This window comes from Bradyrhizobium sp. CCBAU 051011, assembly GCF_009930815.1.
Lineage (GTDB): Bacteria > Pseudomonadota > Alphaproteobacteria > Rhizobiales > Xanthobacteraceae > Bradyrhizobium.
Map to the genome: position 1 here is coordinate 8,237,999 of NZ_CP022222.1, position 17,835 is coordinate 8,255,833.

Annotated in this window: 14 protein-coding genes and 1 pseudogene; 5 read left to right on the forward strand and 10 right to left on the reverse strand. The window is 59.5% G+C overall.

Going from position 1 to position 17,835, the window contains the following annotated elements; translation table 11 throughout:
- Positions 1–25 precede the first annotated feature (25 nt).
- From ACH79_RS38830 to ACH79_RS38850, 5 genes are all read right to left on the reverse strand, one after another.
- Positions 26–505 (reverse strand): hypothetical protein, encoded by a 480-nt coding sequence (locus ACH79_RS38830; protein ID WP_161855538.1) that lies wholly within the window; start codon positions 503–505, stop codon positions 26–28.
- Positions 506–767: 262 nt separating this feature from the next.
- Positions 768–1,595 carry a hypothetical protein gene (locus tag ACH79_RS38835; RefSeq protein WP_161855539.1) on the reverse strand — a complete coding sequence of 276 codons (828 nt, stop codon included), beginning with the start codon at positions 1,593–1,595 and terminating at the stop codon, positions 768–770.
- Between the two features lie 591 nt (positions 1,596–2,186).
- Complete coding sequence (locus tag ACH79_RS38840; RefSeq protein ID WP_161855540.1) at positions 2,187–4,742, reverse strand: DNA/RNA non-specific endonuclease; 2,556 nt, start codon at positions 4,740–4,742, stop codon at positions 2,187–2,189.
- Positions 4,743–4,753: 11 nt separating this feature from the next.
- Positions 4,754–5,212, reverse strand: a complete 459-nt coding sequence (locus ACH79_RS38845; RefSeq protein WP_161855541.1) for a hypothetical protein — start codon at positions 5,210–5,212, stop codon at positions 4,754–4,756.
- A 136-nt stretch (positions 5,213–5,348) separates the two neighbouring features.
- On the reverse strand, positions 5,349–5,612 hold the full coding sequence (locus ACH79_RS38850; RefSeq protein WP_161855542.1) for a hypothetical protein: 264 nt from the start codon (positions 5,610–5,612) through the stop codon (positions 5,349–5,351).
- A gap of 397 nt (positions 5,613–6,009) precedes the next feature.
- On the opposite strand from ACH79_RS38850, the pseudogene ACH79_RS38855 reads away from it, so the two are divergent.
- The 5 genes and pseudogenes from ACH79_RS38855 to ACH79_RS38875 all read left to right on the forward strand — a co-directional run.
- Positions 6,010–7,065, forward strand: a pseudogene (locus ACH79_RS38855) (IS1182 family transposase); the annotation flags it as partial.
- 166 nt (positions 7,066–7,231) lie between these two features.
- Positions 7,232–7,492 (forward strand): DUF3616 domain-containing protein, encoded by a 261-nt coding sequence (locus tag ACH79_RS38860; protein ID WP_161855543.1) that lies wholly within the window; start codon positions 7,232–7,234, stop codon positions 7,490–7,492.
- Between the two features lie 194 nt (positions 7,493–7,686).
- On the forward strand, positions 7,687–7,854 hold the full coding sequence (locus ACH79_RS38865; RefSeq protein ID WP_161855544.1) for a hypothetical protein: 168 nt from the start codon (positions 7,687–7,689) through the stop codon (positions 7,852–7,854).
- A gap of 870 nt (positions 7,855–8,724) precedes the next feature.
- The gene (locus tag ACH79_RS38870) at positions 8,725–9,309 is read left to right on the forward strand and encodes a UbiX family flavin prenyltransferase (RefSeq protein ID WP_161855545.1); all 585 of its coding nucleotides are present in this window, start codon (positions 8,725–8,727) and stop codon (positions 9,307–9,309) included.
- A gap of 499 nt (positions 9,310–9,808) precedes the next feature.
- Positions 9,809–11,452, forward strand: coding sequence for a GH3 auxin-responsive promoter family protein (locus ACH79_RS38875; RefSeq protein ID WP_161855546.1), 1,644 nt, complete (start codon positions 9,809–9,811; stop codon positions 11,450–11,452).
- A gap of 11 nt (positions 11,453–11,463) precedes the next feature.
- Here ACH79_RS38875 and ACH79_RS38880 read toward each other — a convergent pair whose 3' ends face one another.
- The 5 genes from ACH79_RS38880 to ACH79_RS38900 all read right to left on the reverse strand — a co-directional run bounded on the left by ACH79_RS38880 (position 11,464) and on the right by ACH79_RS38900 (position 17,804).
- Positions 11,464–12,585: a pyridoxal phosphate-dependent aminotransferase gene (locus ACH79_RS38880; protein ID WP_246738313.1), complete on the reverse strand. Its 1,122-nt coding sequence runs from the start codon at positions 12,583–12,585 to the stop codon at positions 11,464–11,466.
- 556 nt (positions 12,586–13,141) lie between these two features.
- A complete protein-coding gene (locus ACH79_RS38885; protein WP_161855548.1) occupies positions 13,142–14,266 on the reverse strand; it encodes a mandelate racemase/muconate lactonizing enzyme family protein in 1,125 nt (374 codons plus the stop codon).
- Positions 14,256–15,086: an alpha/beta hydrolase gene (locus tag ACH79_RS38890; RefSeq protein WP_161855549.1), complete on the reverse strand. Its 831-nt coding sequence runs from the start codon at positions 15,084–15,086 to the stop codon at positions 14,256–14,258. The genes ACH79_RS38885 and ACH79_RS38890 overlap by 11 nt, the downstream gene beginning before the upstream one ends.
- Positions 15,087–15,114: 28 nt before the next feature.
- Positions 15,115–16,827 carry an FAD-binding protein gene (locus tag ACH79_RS38895; protein ID WP_161855550.1) on the reverse strand — a complete coding sequence of 571 codons (1,713 nt, stop codon included), beginning with the start codon at positions 16,825–16,827 and terminating at the stop codon, positions 15,115–15,117.
- A complete protein-coding gene (locus ACH79_RS38900) occupies positions 16,824–17,804 on the reverse strand; it encodes a phytanoyl-CoA dioxygenase family protein (protein WP_161855551.1) in 981 nt (326 codons plus the stop codon). Before ACH79_RS38900 ends, ACH79_RS38895 begins: the two co-directional genes overlap by 4 nt.
- Positions 17,805–17,835 lie beyond the last annotated feature (31 nt).

The window sequence follows — 17,835 nt, forward strand, 5'->3', positions numbered from 1 at the left end:
ATTCTAGCGACTCAAGTTTTTCGGCTCAGTGCACCTCAAAAAAATGTGGGTAATCGTAAGACGACGAAGCCCCCGTCGGATGCGTACGCTCCATATCGTCGAGCATGCCGACCATTAGCCGGTTTAGCTCGCCACCAGCATTTGCGACTTCGATCAAGCGGGCGATTTCGCGAGGAGGTGTAGGCTTCGGGAAAGATTCAAGATGTGCCCGTGAGGGAACGAGCAAGGCAAGCGAACATATCTCCCGCGGCCCGATCCTGATGTTCGCGGCGGTCGTCTCAAGTCTATCTACTACTATCCGTTCGCGGTCGGGATCTTTAAGAGCGCTGGCCAGAGCGAGTAGCCCCTCCCGCCACGACGGAAAGGGAAGCGAAAGCGTCTCCGCAGCCACAACCGTCCCTCCTGTCCCCGGATTACGGTAGTTGAGACCCGATACTCGTTTGTAGCCGCACAGGTTCGAGGCCCATTCGATCATTGTGAGATCGCGCGCCGCGACGGCCGTCACTCAGGCCGTCCCGCTCTGCGGAGATCGTCGATAAATATCTGAGCCTACTAATGACGCTTCGGCACGAAATATTTAGGTATACGAAAAAGGGGTCAACATCGTGCCGACCTGGCATGACATGATCGGGCATGGAGCCGTAAGGACTGAAAATCATGAGTCCCGTAGATGGAATACACTCAACCCAGCGACCAGTATTTCTCCCGGGTCGGACCGATATGCAGCGCGGCGCGGTCATCGGTGAAGGCTGCTGGCCGTACTTCTCTCAATGAGACATATTGCTAGACTGAGACGTCGGTGGCTTTCCGAAAATGACTCCAATTGCGTCGACAAGCCGATTGATGATGGTCAATACGAGGGTCGTACTAAACCCAAAGACAAACGGCATCAGTAGAGTTGCGGCCGTCTTGGCATCAGTTGCGGCATCACTTGGTGTGTTATTACGAAGCGTCCGAATGAAGGATTCGAAATTCCCAAACCCGAATGGCAATGCCAAAATGAGGCCGAACATCGCGCCCAACAATATCCGGATTACAAGAAGCCTTTTGTTTCCAATATCGAATGTGATGTCCTTTTGAAGCGATAGCGCGTTCATGGAAATGTATGCAATTGAGCCGAGAGCGCCCAGTGCCATGAGCCACGCGATGTAACAATACAAGTGCCATCGCTCATCTATGAAACTGGTTGCGAAGAGAGATGCCACGGCTCCTACCATAATGACTAGCGGCATCCAAATTAACAGGCGTTTGCTCTGGCTGATATAAAACCCGCGCCTGCACGGCTCGCCCAGTAAGGAGTGCAGTTCTTGAAGACGGGTCTCCAATGCACCCCACTCCGCTTCTGTTGGAACACGACCTGTCTCGCGCGACCAGAAGCGCGGTTTTCGTAGTCGGCCGATCTTGCCTACTACAAGCAAGTGCGCCTTTTCAGGCGGAATACTGACACCTTCGCGCTGCATGAAATGACAGAGGTCAGTCAGTGTCGATTGCAACTGATTGAACTTTCGATCATTGATCACGTAGTTTCCATTGACCAGCGTTTCGCTGGGCCTTTGGATTGGATCAGGCTGCATCTGTACGACTACATCGGACATGGACGCCTCCTTTCGCTATTGCCCACAATAATGCCAAACTTCTCATTCAGAAATGTGATCCACCTCACATCCTATTCACCAATCTTTTCACAAACGAGCGAAATCAAGCATCGGGAGCGAATTGTCTTTCCCGCGAAGAGGATCTATGGGCCTTTTTTTCATGGAGCGGCGAACGCCCAGCCTATTAGAGAGCGGTGAACTGGGCGCTGTTCGGCTCATGCGGTTGGAGATGCCGCCGGTATAGCTGATCGCCAGCAACAACTGCGTCCGTGTTTGGGGTGGGCAAGATTAGATACGAAACTTGGGCTTACGACCCTCCGTCTCTCCGTATGGATGCTGGGGCCCAAGGAGATCTCATAACGCAAATCGCGGTTGGTGCCGCGAGCTTGACGAACCGATGGAGCCGCCAGACTCCTGTATGATGCCTGCTTCTTCCATCAGACACGGATGTCTGAAGCAAACCTTCCTTGCTTCCGACGCCCGTCATCTAATTCGCCATGCGCCTTGTCAACAGTACGCTGCCTTAGCCAACTGGTCTCGAGACATCCACACCTCTCTAGCTATACCTACTGTTTCCGTTGTCACGTTGGATTAGCGCTCGTCTTCATTCGTTTTTAACTGGCCGGACCACTCGCAGAACGCCCTGCAGCCAAGGAGATAAAGGATGAGAATGAGCGCAGCTATGATGGGAGTACCGAGCATACCCAAGGCTGGCACCAGTTGAACGAGATAGGCCCCGAGTGTCAGGCCCCCGGCGCCTACGACGGTTTCAGGCGTGGGCGCTTTACCGAGCTTGCTGACTTTCTTGAAGGCGTCATCAACCAGCTTCCGAATTTGGCGTTCGCCGCAGATGTAGTCTCGCAATACCTTCATCAACAATGCGAAGAACCCGCTCTCATGCTGTGCCTCCAGCGCGAGCTGATAGGGATCCGACATTGTCATCCCGCGCTCCGATAACTGATCGACCAGCCATTCGAGCCGTTTCCTCGCTTCCGGGTTCATCTCACCAGCCTCACTGAACTCCCTCGGCGGCTTGAGCTGCCACTCACGGTATGCCGATGTGCGGCGAGATCTCGCCTTCAGCTCTGAAGATACCGCAAAGGGCTCCTTAAGCAGCACGCCAATGAGCCGTCCCAAACGGCGGGCTGCCTTCTCCTTGTCCTTTTCCACGATAATTTCTTCCAGGCTCTGGTGGTACTCTTCCCTGGCAAGCTCATCCAGCTGCGCAGAGCCCGAAATCGAAGTAGCGCCTTGACCAGGAACGGTGAGGGCCTCAGTTAGACCCTCGCGACGGGCAACAGGCGCGACGGCTGCCGAATGATCTGTCGTAGGCTCGGCCGAATGGATCACGACGTCCGACACACGTGTGATCTCAATTTCTTCGTCATCCAGGCTCTCCCGTGCGTCGCGCTGCGGCATCTGATCCCACTCGGTGACCGGGCCGAAGCTGATGTCGAGATCGCGTTCGATCTGGCTGATGCGCTTTTGTCTTATCGAGAACCGCCCCGGATCGATGGCCTCCTCTCGCAAATTCTCGATCAGGTCACGCTGGCTGAGGACGAAGCCGATTGCGCCAGGCGACTCGTTCCGGTCGCGCCAGATTACGATTTTGAAGAATGCCCAGGGTATGAGGGCGTCGTCCAACTTCTTGTCTCGATGGCCAAAAATCGGACCATTGAAGATGGACAGGCGCCTCTGTTGGCCGCCTTGCTCCGATATGAAATTCTCCAAGTCTCCCCACAGATCAAGGTCTGCGCCGGTGAATTCAGTTGATTGATTGAGCAGATAGTGTTGCGGAGCGGCATTAGTGTAGTGAAACGTATCCCAGTTCGCCGCCAAGGCATCATCCTTGTCGCGCCCCCATGCGGCGTCGTCACGTCGCGTAAGGTGCCCTTTGTCGTAGTCATTGTTTAAGTAGTAGGGCGCGCCCAGCTGATTCTCCGAGTCGATGCGAGCATCAAGGCGCCAAGACTTGCTGCCTTCGTCACGCCCGACTGTTTCTGGCGCGTTGAAATTCACATTGCAGGCCGAGAAGTAGGCAAGCCGGCGCTCTTCGTTCATGATTATGCTGAAGCGATGATAGCGAAGCTCGAACGTATCCCGCGGGCGCGCCGGCCGCGGAATTTGCAGGGCGTGTCCGAAGCGCGGACGCGGCTTCATGACAGGAAGCGGGACAGTGGTGCCGAGAAACCGCCGGTCATAGCCGTCGCGGTCAGCATATTCTTCCGGCTCAAGCCTCTCCTCGAGGATTTCGGCCCGCAGACCTGAGCTTCGGATAGGCGCCTGCGACGCCTCTAGGCGTCCAGCCAGCCGGCGCGGCTCGCCAATCGAGACCGATATTCGAAGTGGAACCTCGAGTTCAGCCATTGGTACGATGGCCGGCTGGTCAATGAATGTGGGCCGCCTTTCTTGAGAAAGAGCAGGAAGGCGGCGGCCGACCGGCTCGGCAACCTCGTGGGGCTCGATCGCTTCTTTGCCAACCTCACGGGCTGCCGGCGGTGTCTTCGCCAATACCGGATCTAGCAGCGCCTTCTGCTGTGGCGGCAGCTGCAGCTGGCTAAGGGCTGCGACAAGGGACGAGACCCGGACCCCCTCGTTGGCGCGCCAGGCAATTTCGGAAAGAGACTGGGTGCGTTCGTCCCAAACATGGCCTTCCTTATCCAGCCAGCGCCCGTCGGCGTCCTCGACCGGCACGCCCGTGTGATGAAGAGCGACGACTTCCCACTGGTCATTGAGGACCGGGGAGCCCGACGAACCCTTCTCGGTGTCGGCCTCGTAATGCGGAAACGGGCCAAGCGAGTTCGCTTCCTGGCTGCTGGTTGCGAGGTCGAGCAGCTTGTTATCCCGGACAACGACCTCTTTCTCGCGGCCGAGAGGATGCTGGACGATATTGACGAAGTCCTCCGGGTTGACGGCGATCTTTCCCTGGGCATCGTTGAGCGTAAACCAGCCATACTGCTCGATCGCCGCGCCATGATTGCTCTTCGGAGCAGCGGCGACGATCGCGAAGTCAAGGTTGCGATTATTCAGAAACAGCCGATCCGGCTCGAACGCGAATAGCTGCGGTTGGGGATTAGGCGCATAGCGATTCTGTTCATAATCCATTTGAATGAAGCAGGCTGCGGCCTGCTCCTTCGAACGAAGCACATGCTCATTTGTCAGAAGATGCCGCGCCCGATCAGAAAACCGGTCCCGCGGGCTCGCAGGCCCTGACCCGCGTCAATCAGAATCCGGCCGACGCGACGGCTGGCCTGAATGCCGCGGGCCAAGAACTCGACAGACAGGAAGTTACGAACACCGAGAACGACCTCTTGCACGAGTTGTTCATTGATGTCTTCCGCCGCCAAAGGCGTTGGACGCTTGATCAGCTCTTGCAGGATGGGGTTGTCAGGAGGCCGGCCTTCGCCGGTTGTCTTGCGCACTTCTTCGATGAGCCTGTTCAAACGGAGCGCCAGCCTTGGCGGCGTATCCGCTGCGAGTGCGTCGCCCTCCTCGACCGCCTTGGCCTTCTGGTTTCGGATTTCCGTTCGCTCGCGCCAACGCTTGGCCGCTTCGGATGCCCTCTCTCGCAGGCCGGCATCAAAGTCAGTGTCATTGTCCATTTCTGCTGCCATCATCGTCGCTCCCAGATAGGCTTTCTACGGATCGCTGGAGCAATGCTAAGGAGTTTCGCGCGACTGCTGGCGGTGGCGACGGGTGCTCGATAATCGAGATCGAGGCAGTCCAGGGCCACTGCTGCAGACCGTGAAGCGTTCAGACTGGGCTACCACCGGCGTCGCTGATCACCTGTCGAACCTCGGCCGGCGTCTCGGTAACGTATTGACGGTAACCCATGATCTTGATTGACGATTTTCCGCCACTCTTTCTTTGCCCAGCAGTAATTGGCAGCGGCCCTACGGCGCCAAGCGCATCAAACCAGATCTTTGAGCCGTCCATGGTGGTTAGGCTGGTGAACGGGGAGAGGCCCGTTTTCACAAGGGATGCCACTCGGTCAATGGGCTCCAAGACGAGTTGCATGATCTCCCAATCCACTCGTGTTTGAGGATTGCCGCCTTCATCTCCCTTTTCGCCGGAAGTAGTCCGGCGCGCACGAACAACACGCTTGGGTCAATGCTGACGGCCGTGCCGTCAGGCGCAGTCAGTGTAATCATCGTCCCGTTCCAAAATGCATTAAAAACTGGTTGTGAAAACCAGTATTCGATGTATCCTGCAAAAATACAACCATTACATATTTCCGACCTGAGGATTGCCGGTGACGCGCTCTTTGTCAGCTGCGCCCTTGATGGCGGCAGCCCTGTTTTGCCTTGCTGAGTTGTTCTTCGCGAATTTATCCGCGGCGAAAGAGCAGGAAAGCTGGTCGGCAAAGCACTGGCTTCTGGGCAAGCAGGACAAGAAATCAAAGGACGTAAGCGGCCTTTGCCGTCAGATGGGCCTTCTCGCGACGGCGAGCGTCGCCATCGATGGCAGCAAGTTCAAAGCCGTGAACAACCGGGACAAGAACTTCACACGGGCGAAGGTGGAACGGCGGCGTGCCCAGCTTGAGGAGAGCGTCGCGCGCTATCTGAGCCAACTTGACACGGCCGACAGGCAGGGGCCGACGGAGGCGCTGGCCGCGAAGGTGACGAGGCTCCACGAGAAGCTCACAAAACTGAAGGAGGAGATGGGCAAGCTTGCCGTCTACGAGAGGCAGATGCTTGCGTCACCTGACCAGCAAATCTCGCTGACCGATCCCGACAGCCGTTCGATGGCGACGAGCGGCCGCGGTTCCGGCGTCGTCGGCTACAACGTGCAGGTCGCCGTCGATACCGAGCATCATCTGATTGTGGCGCACGAGGTAACGAACAGCGGTTCAGATCGGGCGCAATTTGCCAATATGGCCAAGCAGGCCAAGGCTGTTCTCGAAACCGAGACGCTCGAGGCCGTTGCCGATCGCGGCTACTTCAGCAGCCTGGAGATCCTCGCGTGTCACGAGGCTGGCATCACGGTAACTCTGCCCAAGCCACAAACGTCGGGTGCCAAGTCAGATGGCCGCTTCGGCAAGCAGGACTTTGTCTATTTGCCAGAGGAGGACGCCTATCGCTGTCCAGCCGGGGAACGACTGCCATATCGCTTTACGAGCGAGGAGGACGGCAAGCGGCTAAGGCGCTACTGGACCACAGCTTGCCAAGCTTGTTCGCTCAAATCGCAGTGCACGACAGGGCCAGAGCGGCGGATTCCACGATGGGAGCATGAGCATCTGCTCGACGCTGTGCAGCGCCTCGATGCAAACCCACAAGCCATGCGCCAGCGTCGAGAGACAGTCGAGCATCCGTTCGGCACGATCAAGGCCCGCATGGGAGCGACACACTTCCTCACCAAAACGCTTCCAAAAGTAGCCGCAGAGATGGCTCTCTCGGTCCTGGCCTACAATCTGACACGGGTCATGAACATCATCGGGACCAAGCCGCTGATGGCTGCGATCGTGGCCTGAGACCGAGCCGGTCCTGCCTGCTCATCGTCTCCCCTCGGAGGGAGTTTTTACACAACCAAGACCAGCCGCCGACGGGACAAAAAGGACGTGACTTCGAGCGATCGACCAGGCTCAGGGAGGTCTTTGCGTCGCGCCCTTTGTCGACCAGCGGCTCGAAGAGAACGGCTTGACGATCGAGGGAATTGCGATCAGGGACGAGCGTCTGTCTGCCGGACTCCGCGGGCCCGTGCTGGATGGCAATCGCGCCGTTGTGGTCGCCGTCGACATCGATGTATTGTTCGGGGGTACGGGGACCGCTCACCGCCTTTTCCGGCTTTCCCTTGGCGACGGACGCGGCGTTCGTAATCTTGCAAGCTTTGGCGAGTGGATCCTGATCCTAGCGGGACCGGCTGCGGATGGCCCAGGCAGCTACGCGGTCTATGCGTAGGATGGCGATAGCGAAAACGTCACGCTCCTGTATGAGCTATCCTTTAGTCCTGCTCGAAAGCCGGAAGCTCTGCTGCCTCTGGAAAAACGTGGCTCCAAGCTACGCGTTCTGATCATGTTCGATGGCGACAAGGAAGGCGCTCCGACCCCGGTCAGTGTCTCGGCGCCATGACGTATCACGCGTAGAGGACTCACATGAGACTGCTTTATTTCATCGCAGCCGCACTCCTGGTTCAGGTCGAAGCCGCACTCGCATGGGGCCAGGAAGGCCACTGGATCGTCGCCGAGATCGCGGCGCGTCGTCTAGTACCGAGAGCTAAAGAAGTTGCAAGAAAAGGTCCGTCAAAGGGAAGCAAGGAATAAGTCCCGGCGGTCGATTGAAAGGCACTCGGTGAAGCTTCCCGAATTGCAAAAGGGCATGAGGTCGATTGGTGGATCGATCGTGCAGACATCGGCACGCGCTTTTGGTTTGAAGATGCAAAAGCAAAAAAGGCCTTCGCGGGTACCTGCGACAACTTCAGCGTTCGATGCCGAGACGACTAGCCCAAACCCCGGCGCTCGCGCGGAGACCTGGGGACGTTGGTCCGCGTTCAGGCCATGCTCGTACGAGCAATGTTCGAGCTGATGCTTGCTTGCTCATATACGGCCAAACAGATCCCGCTAATAGCGCGTAACGAGTGGGGCTTCCGCACGCCCAAGAAGAAACGGTCGGGAGGCACGGCGCTCGCACTTCGCTCGGTCGACCGTCTTCTGACTAACCCATTCTGTGCGGCTATCATAGTCTGGGGCGGACAGACGTATCCGGGCTAGCACGAGCCGATCGTTACAATCGACGAGTTCGAGCACCTGCGGCTGCTGTTGCAGCGAGCGGGTCGAGCTCGAGCGGCGCGGTAAAGACGGGCAGTGCCCGGCAACCGAACGCCGATACGCAGCCAAGCTTCCATGGCGATGGTCAGGGCTCTAGGAAGAAAAATTTGGATCGTGGGATTATGGGGCGAGGTTCTGCGATCTTCCAGATGTGCGATACACAGGCAACCAGCATCACTCCAAAATTTGGTAGGTTGAAATTAGTTGGTCTGAGACCTTTAATAACTAGTAATCAAGCGACGTGCAGTTGGAAGCAGGTTCGAAGGCTGAGATCAAACGTGCCGAAAGAACTGTCCGAACCCCGAGGTCTGTCGCTAACCTAAAATCGCATTGCTATCCATGATCTGAGACAGTTTCGGCCTGGCCATGAGTCTTCCCATTATTGTTGGCATAAGCGGCGCTTCCGGCATTTTTTACGGCATCCGACTTCTAGAAGTTCTGAAGCATAATGGGATTTCTACACATCTAATCATCTCTAGATCTGCGATGCAGACGCTGAAACAAGAGCTCGATGTTTCTATCGCGGACGTAGTAGCGTTGGCCGAAACCACCTACCAAAACCCTGACCTTGGCGCAGCAGTCTCGTCGGGCTCGTTTAAGGCCCGCGGAATGGTGATCATTCCGTGTTCAATCCGGACGTTGTCCGATATAGCGCACGGTACTACGGGTACTTTACTCAGTCGTGCAGCCGATGTTACCCTAAAGGAACGGCGCCGGCTCGTACTCGTCGTGCGAGAAGCGCCACTGCACTCCGGGCACCTGCGCAGCATGTTGGCAGCTACCGAGAACGGTGCAATCATTTTTCCACCTGTTCCAGCGTTTTACTCGCGTCCCAAGACAATTGATGATGTTGTCAATCACACAGTGGGGCGCTGCCTAGATCTTTTCGATATCGATGTTGGACTCGTGAGGCGCTGGCGCGGGACGTCTGATGCTTTATCAGCGCTGTGAAGGAAGACGACTGGACTTCTCATGAATGAAAATTGAGATCCGGGTGTTCCGCAGGAGCGTTGGATATGGGTCAAGTAAATCCCTGTTGCTTATTTGTATATTCACCAGGCCATTGGCGGCGAGATCAAGCGATGAAGGGGCCGCTTGACACGTGGTGCGTGCGATACACGGACAGGGCGGAGATCGAGTGCCGCTGCCGCGACCACGATCATCGTGTCGCTGCAAACGCAGCAATCGCTTGTAGTTAGAGACTAGCCACAACGCACCTTATACCCTGCCCGATTTGGGTGCAGGATAGAGCGAGAGCAGCATCCCTCGTTCAACAGAGGCTCAAGGCGGGGACCCGGGACGAATGACAAGATCCGCATGGATGCCTCGTCGGTCATTACATAACGGACTAGGCGGGCCGCTCCACAGAAGTGTCAGTGCTCGCGTTCCCGCGGCCGTCCCTCCGTTATGGTTGTAGACTTGGATCACTGATTGAGAAGGGGCCTCCAACTTGTCTACGACTCGTGATATCCACGCCTTCCTCACGATCTTGAACCGTCCCGAGCTCGTGCAAGAGGAATGCCTGCTGCAGCGGATCGTCGCTCCCAATGCAGACTGCCGCTACGGGCGCAGATACCGGTTCGGCAAAATCGTGACGGTCGGGGACTATCGCCGCAACGTTCCCATTGTGACCTACACGAATGTCGAGCCGTGGATCGCACGGATAGCAGCGGGAGAGCCCCGCGTCTTGACCCGTGAGCCGGTGCGCCTGTTCTTCAAAACGAGCGGCTCGACGGGCACGGCCAAGATCGTCCCGGTAACCGCAAGTTTCATTACCGACAAGTCGCGCGCTTTCGGACTGTACTGGAGCGCATTGTTTCACGGCCATCCGGCGGCTGCGATTGGGCGCGTCGTCGGCAATTTCTCCGACAGCGGCGGCGCCACGGGGACGCCTTGCGGGCTGCCGGTCACGTCGGAAGGCGCGTTCTGGAATGGAGTGGGGGCGGTAGCGCAACGGCGCGGCCGCTCACCGATTCCGCAATGTGTCAGCGCCATCAGCGATCCGGACGCCCGATACTACACAGTCGCGCGCATTCTGCTCGAAGAGAACATATCGTTACTGATGGCGCTCAATCCCAGTACGTTGCTCATCCTTTTCCGCAAGCTCCATCTGTTTGCCGATGACTTGCTGAGGGACATCGCGCGCGGCGGATTGAATGCCGGATTCCGGGTCGGCGCCGAGGTGCACGCGCATGTGAGCGAGACCTATCGGGGCTGCACGGCCCGCGCCGAGCAACTTCGTGAGCTTCTGAGCCGGCCCGAACCGCGCGCGACCGCACGCGAGATCTGGCCTTCGCTACAGCTCGTGGTTTCATGGCGGAGCCCGATGCAGCTGCCTTATCTGCAGCTGCTCGCCGACTATCTCGGCCCCGTGCCCCAGCGCGACTATCTCCTTATGGCCTCCGAGGGCGTCATTGCTGTTCCCATCGAGGACGAGATGAGTGGTGGTGTGCTCGCCACGCCCATTCATTTCTATGAGTTCATTGCAGAGGAGGATATTAGCCGCGCGGATCCGCCAACGCGGCTTGCGACGGAACTCGAAGTCGGCCGAAGCTATGTGGTGGTGCTCAGCACTAGCGCCGGCCTTTATCGGTATAATATCGGCGACGTTGTCCGGGTGCGCGCCATACAGGACCGCACGCCGGTCATCGAGTTCCTGCATCGTAGCGGCGCGACTTGCTCGCTTACCGGCGAAAAGCTGACCGAACACCAGGTTGTGGCGGCAATGAGAGCCGCAACCGATTTGCACGGAATCACGCTCGAGGATTTCACGCTGCATCCCTCAGTCGGTGGTTTTCCGCGATACATTCTGCTCATCGAGCCATCGGCTGGCAGCGATTGGATCCCGCCGGCGTTCCTAGCCGCGTTCGAACGCGAGCTTTGCGCGCGCAACATCGAGTATGACGCGAAGCGTCGCTCGATGCGCCTCGCTGCGCCCGAGTTGTGGGTGACCGACCCAGGAGCCTATGCCGAATTGCGGCGGCGGCGCATCAGCGCGGGCGCCAATGATGCCCAAATCAAGCCCGTCCATCTGACGCGGGATCCCTCCTTTTCGGCCGGCCTCGCCATTCGTCAGACGTTCGTCACATCCTGATGCCATGCCTTCTATGCGCCGTCGCACGCAGTGCGAAACGCGCGCTCAAAGCTAGGCAATGCACGAACGATGACATCGCTGTCGACCGCCAGTGAAATTCGTATGTGGCCCGGCATGCCAAACCCGGTACCCGGGACGGTGAGCACACCTTCGCGAGCGAGCAATCCGACAAAGGCGACGTCGTCGGGGATTGGTGTCCGCGGGAATACGTAGAAGGTGCCCTGCGGTTTTAGGCATTCGTAGCCGATCCGTCTCAGTGCCTCGTACATCAAGTCGCGCTTGTCGCGATAGGGCGCGACGTCGACTGAGAGATTGCCCACATCGGCGACGACCCACTGCCACAAGGCTGGAGCATTCACGAACCCGAGTACGCGATTGGTGAAGCTGCAGGCCTCGAACAGCGCCGGGGTCTCCGGCATACGCGGCGAGAACGCGACATAGCCGATGCGCTCGCCTGCGAGCGCCAAGGACTTGGACCAGGATGTCACCACAATCGCGCGCGTCACCAGTGTGGCGACTTCAGGCACCACCACGCCATCGAATACCAGCGTCTTATACGGCTCGTCGCTGATCACCACGATGGGCCGGCCAACGCGCTCGAGCATCGTCTCGAGATCGCGGAAGGTGGAGGCTGGATAGATGACGCCGCTGGGATTGTTCGGAGAGTTAATCAGAATAACCTTAGTACGCGGGGTGATCGCTGCCGCGATCCGGCCGACATCTAGTGTCAGATCGTCGCGAGGTGCAACGACGACGAGGCGCCCTCGGTAATTCTCCACGTAATAGAGGTAGTCGAAAAAGAAAGGCGCAGTGACGATCACCTCATCACCTTCATCCAGCAACGCCCTCAGCACGACATTGAGGGCGGCGCCGGCACCAGCGGTCATGATGACGTGATCGGCTGTATAGACCAGGCCTGTTGCCGCACTCAAACGCCGCGCCACCGCCGCGCGCACAGCATCGTGACCTGCATTTGGCGTATAGGCATGCCGGTGTAGCTCGGTGCTGTCGAGCGCCCGCCGCGCCGCCGCCATCACCGAGGGCGGTGGCTCGATTTCGGGATTGCCCAGTGCGAAGTCGAAGACTTGGCCAAGCCCGCGCTCCCGCTTGAGCCGAGCCCCGTCCTCGAACATGCGCCTGATCCAGGAGGCCTTGCTGAGATTGTCGGCGACGGACCGGCAGATCATGGCCAAACCTGTGCGGCTTCGGCCGGTCTTTCTTGTGAGGCGCGGCCATCGCAAAGGTTCGGCGCGAGGAAGCGCTCAGTAGATGGTCTCATGGTGTCACCTCCGTGACAAACAACGTCAACTCTGGCAAGCTGCATGGCGGCGGCACAGCGACGCTGGTTAAAGAATCCACCGGCCCGGCGTCACCACCGATCTGCACTTTTCCCATCTCAGCGGCGAGTCGGTGCCGATCGATGGCTCTGTGGCATCCAGCGAGCTGACACTAGCACTGCCGAAGTCACGCTGACCGGCGAGTCCATTGCGATCGCTCGCGGACAGATTGGGAAGTGTTTCAGTCCGGCTTCGAGAGAGGACGCGTCCCCCGTGCGGTAGAGCAGCACGGCCAATGGCCGGCGGCCGAAGCAAAGCCGCGATCAGCCATACCAAGGGGTCCATCAACGGGACACGCTCAGGGGCACCGCCTAGCCAAGCGGCTAATCCCGGCCGACCAGGCTTCCGCGCTTTATCTAGTTGGGCCATGATTTTCACCCAGCATGGTGAACCTGGAAATGCGGTCACGCGAGACACGTACCCCGAGCCCGGATGCCGAGATCGGAGCGTGCACCGCCGCGTGCGGTTCCTCTAGAACGTCGTTGGCGAGAAGCCATGCATTCTGTCCCTTGCCGTCGAGCCAGTCGAAACCATGTACGAAGCGGCCGAACAGCTCGGCGAGACGTGTGAGGATACCGCTCTCCCCTACCATCGTTCCAAGATGGCAGCGCAGCCCATTCGCCTGCGCGCGCTCGACGAGACGCAACGCGCCGAGGAGGCCTCCGCATTTGGCCAGCCGGATGTTGAAGATGTCCGCGGCACGCTCCTCGATCAACCGATCCGCGTCCTCCCCTGTGCACAGCCCTTCGTCTGCGACCACCGGAATGCCGGTCTCCTGTCGGATGCGTCGAGCGCCGACGAAATCGTACGGCGCCAGCGGCTGCTCAACCGACGCGAGCGGGATCGCCCTCATGGAACGCAAACGACGGACTGCCTCGGCAGCCGATTCCCACGCGGCATTGGCATCGATTCGCAGCGGCGCGCCGAGCGCCTCGGCTACGATGGTGAGCCGCTCGACATCATCGACCAGGCCGACCTTCATTTTAACGTGCCGCGTATGGCGCAGCCGCATTACCGCAGCGTGTCGCGGCAGGGCCTCGGTCGTCACGTCAAAGCCAATCACCGTCCCGGCCGGCAGCGGCGGCCCGGCTTTTCTGCCAAGGACCTTACCGAGAGCGAACCCAAAGGCGTGTCCTGCCAGGTCGAGGAGCGCGGTCTCGAACCCGCAGAAGGTCGCCAGGTGACGACCCGCATGATCGAGCTCGCGATGAAGATGGGTGACCACACTGGTGCGATCGTCGAAGTGCCGTCCGGTAAAGCGCGCACCCATGGCCGGGCCGAGCGTGGTCAGCACGCTCTCGACGGTCTCGCCGGTCACATAGTCGCGGGGAAGGATTTCGCCAAAGCCCGCAAGTCCGGTTTGACAGCGCAGCACGACAATGATTGCGTGCGACTCTCTTCGCCGGTAGCGCGCATGGCTAAATGGTGCTCTCAGCGGCAGTCGAACAGGATGGAGCTCGAATCGCTCAACCTGCATGACGTACATCCGCCGGGTCGCCGACGATCGCGGTGAACGACGCAACTGCGTCGGCAAGCTGGTCCGGTGCCTCGAACTGCAACCCATGCGAGCCGCAGATCTCCTTGATCGTGACCGCGGATCGCCTGAGCGCAGCGAAAGTTCGGCGCGTATGGAAATTGTCAGTCGCCTCATCCGTGCCAGCGAGCACCAGCAGCATCGGCAGATCGAGTTGACCAAGGCGCAACTTGGCGCCGACCCCGAGTTTTCGCATAATGTTGTGGAACCTCGGCGTGATCAGCCGGCAGCGCAACTCGTCGGCCTCAATCGCCGCAAGATGGGGGCCGCGGGTGAACATGTCCTCGGTGATCGGGATCGCAAGGGCACCACAGTGCGGGTGACGCGCGATCGCATCCTGCCGTTTCATCGCTGCTGTAACTGCCTCAGAGGGATGAAGACCAGGCGCTATCAGGACCAAGCTTGCAAGCTCCTGCTGGCACGTGGCCGCCACGTTGACAGCTAGCACGGCGCCCCAGCACCAGCCGGCGAGATGCACCGGACGCCCCTCGCTCCGCTCGGCAGCAATGATGCGTCTCACATCGTCAACCAGCATCCTCGCGGATGGCGCATCGCCCCGGCCCTCCTCGTTGAGGCCCGAACCGCGGCGATCCGCACCGATGATCTTCAGGCCGGCCTCGCCGAGATGGTCTGCGAGCGGTTGAAACCAGCCGGAATGGCTCATCACACCGTGCAGGAGGATCAAGGTGGCGCGCAGGGCCTCGTCTGCCGGCCACACCCGATAGCGCAGCGAATAGCCGTCCGCGCCTACGACGGATCGCACGGAGGATCTCAACAACGTCGCGCGCATATCACCCCCATGGTAGGATACGCAAATCGCCTGCCTGCCCGAACCACGTCCGATCGGTGCGGCGTGTCTCCAGGCGGAGCTGGCCATCGTCAAGAGCGGCGAAGATATTCGTCAGCCAATCCGCATCATTCCTGTCCGGATAGTCCGCGCGATAATGTGAGCCGCGGCTCTCGGTGCGCAACATCGCAGCGCGGATGATGACCTCGGCTATATCGAGCAGGTTGCGGTGCTCCAGCGCGAGCATGCAATCCATCGGCTCGAACGTGCGAATGCCCGTGGCGAGCCGCTCGCGATCGTCGGCGACATACTGCAGGGCCCTTGCAAGACTCTCTTCGTCCTTCTCGACCAGCAGCTCCGCCCACATCTTTTGCTGAAGGGGGCGCAGCAGATCGCCCGGGCGCGCCGGCCCCTTGGCCTCAGCAAGACGCGCTAGCGGTTCGTGGAGCAACCGATCGAGCAGGCCCGAGTGGACACCGAGATCAGGCTCTTCGCGCGCCACTTCGGCGGCCTTACGGCCAGCGCGAAAACCGAACACCTGCGAGCCGCCGAGCATAGTGCCGCCGAGCCGATCCGCGCCCTGATAACCCATCGTCTCGCCGGCAGCGAACAGGCCGCGGACCCGTGTCTCTCCATGGGAGTCGACACGTGCGCCACCATTGCAGGTGTGGTGGTGATTCTGAACCTGCAACAGGTCCCGGTTGAGGTCGATATCAAACTGCGCCATGTAATTGACAAACATCTCGGGCAGGAAGGCGCGTCGCGCCAACGAAAGATCAAGGTACACGCCATCATGCGGGCCTGCACGCCCTGCGAGCGCCTCGCCGTGAATGGCACGGTCGAGGTGGATGGCGGCATCGCGGCAACTGACGGGCCAGTGCAGCGCCTTGCACCGCGATACCTCTTCGAGGGTGACACCGTCCAGCAGATACTGCTGGACGAAGGACTTGCCGTCACGATTGAACAGACGGAAGGGCTCCGGCATGTCGTAGAGCATCACCATCGCCTGGCTCGGCCAAGTCGTCGCTAGACCCTGCTGCATGAATTCCATATTAAACAGCTCGGCTCCGGCGCGCAGCACCATGGCGTAGCCGTCCCCGGTGTTGCCTGGCGGATTGAAGCTGTACCGGAAGAGCTGCCCGACCCCGCCCGTCGCAAGCACGACCGCACCGGCCCGGACCAGGAACGGCTCGCCCCAATCGTCAATGCCAACAGCGCCGAAACACCGGCCGGCCTCGACCAGCATGTCAATCACATTGGCATGCTCGAGCACGGTGGTCTTTGTATGCTCGATCACTGCCTTCTGAATAGCAACGATGTTGTTGGTGCCACTGGATGCCGCTACGGCCGGCATGACGGCCAGGACCTTGTTCTGGAACTGAACACCCATGGCGCGCAATCGCTTGATTGCTTCCGGCGCCTCGTCGACATAGATGCGACACAGCTCGGCATCGGCCATGCCCAAGCCTGCCTGGATCATGTCTTGATGGACCAGATCGGGTGGATTGAACAGCCCACCTTTTGGCCCGACCGTGCGGATGGTCCAGAAATCGGCCAGCGGGTTCGACGTCGCGCCCGCGCCACGCAACCCTGGTACGCCGAAGCGTCCCTTCACCGCTAGGATTGTCCGCGCGCCACTCTCATGGGCGCTGATGGCAGCCGCGGTCGCCGCCCCACCTCCGCCCACGATCAGAACATCGGTCGTGTAGGTTTTCACGATGCACATTCCCGAGCGCTGCGGACCGAGCGCAGGTGATGCACTGCCATGCCGTTGACCTCCCGCGGGTGGAGTTCGGTCGGCCGGCCGTACTGAACATATCCATAGGAGCGGGGAATGTAGTGAGCAGTCAGCGAGCTGCGTGAGTGCTGCGGGGCGTCGGGCTTCAGACTGCCGTGCAGCACCCGCGAGCTCCACAGCACCACGTCACCTTTTTGAAGGGCCGGCGAATAGAACGATACGCCCGCGAGACCTCGCGCCAACAACCGCGCGTGCTTGATGCGCAACGCCGCATTTGTTTCCTCGCTGTTATAGTTGAAGGTGCGCGCGGTGTGCTCCGATAGCTCCTCGTATTGCTTCCAGAAAGTGCGCAGAGGAGCAAAGCCTGGCGCGTCGGTACCGAGAAGCTGGCTCTGCGGCAAAAGATAGAAGCGGCCGGCGCCGGCATGAATGTCCTCAAGCGCGTACCAGCCTGCGATCATCGCACCGGGAATGGACGCATCCATGAAATGTCCGTCTGCATGGGTGATGGTCCCGCGCGCACTAGACTCGAAGTACATTGATTCAACGCAGGTGACCCGCTCGCCAGCGAGGATACGTAGGACGCGCTGAACGTTCTGGTGCGTCAGCACTGAGAGGCTGTCGCGACGGAACTTGGTGAACTGCTCATCGCTCAGATCCTGAACGCTGAGGATCGGATTGATCATATGACCATTGGCAGAGAAGCGATGTGCTTCCCTGCGCGTGGTGAGCTGGCGCAAGATCAGTCCGCGATACGGCTTGACCTCGGAGTGGAAGGCCGCAACGACGTCGTCGGCGCGCTCGGCAGGAATGAGGCCTCGTGCAATCACATAACCCTGATCTCGATAATGCGCGGCAAACGCCTCCTCGTCCCCCCAGTCTGCACCTCGGCCCGGCACCATTTCGATATCTACCGGCAAGCCTTCCTTTGTCTTCCCTATTGTAATCGTTTCCATGTGCAGCCTCGCTTTCTCTCATTCGAAATGC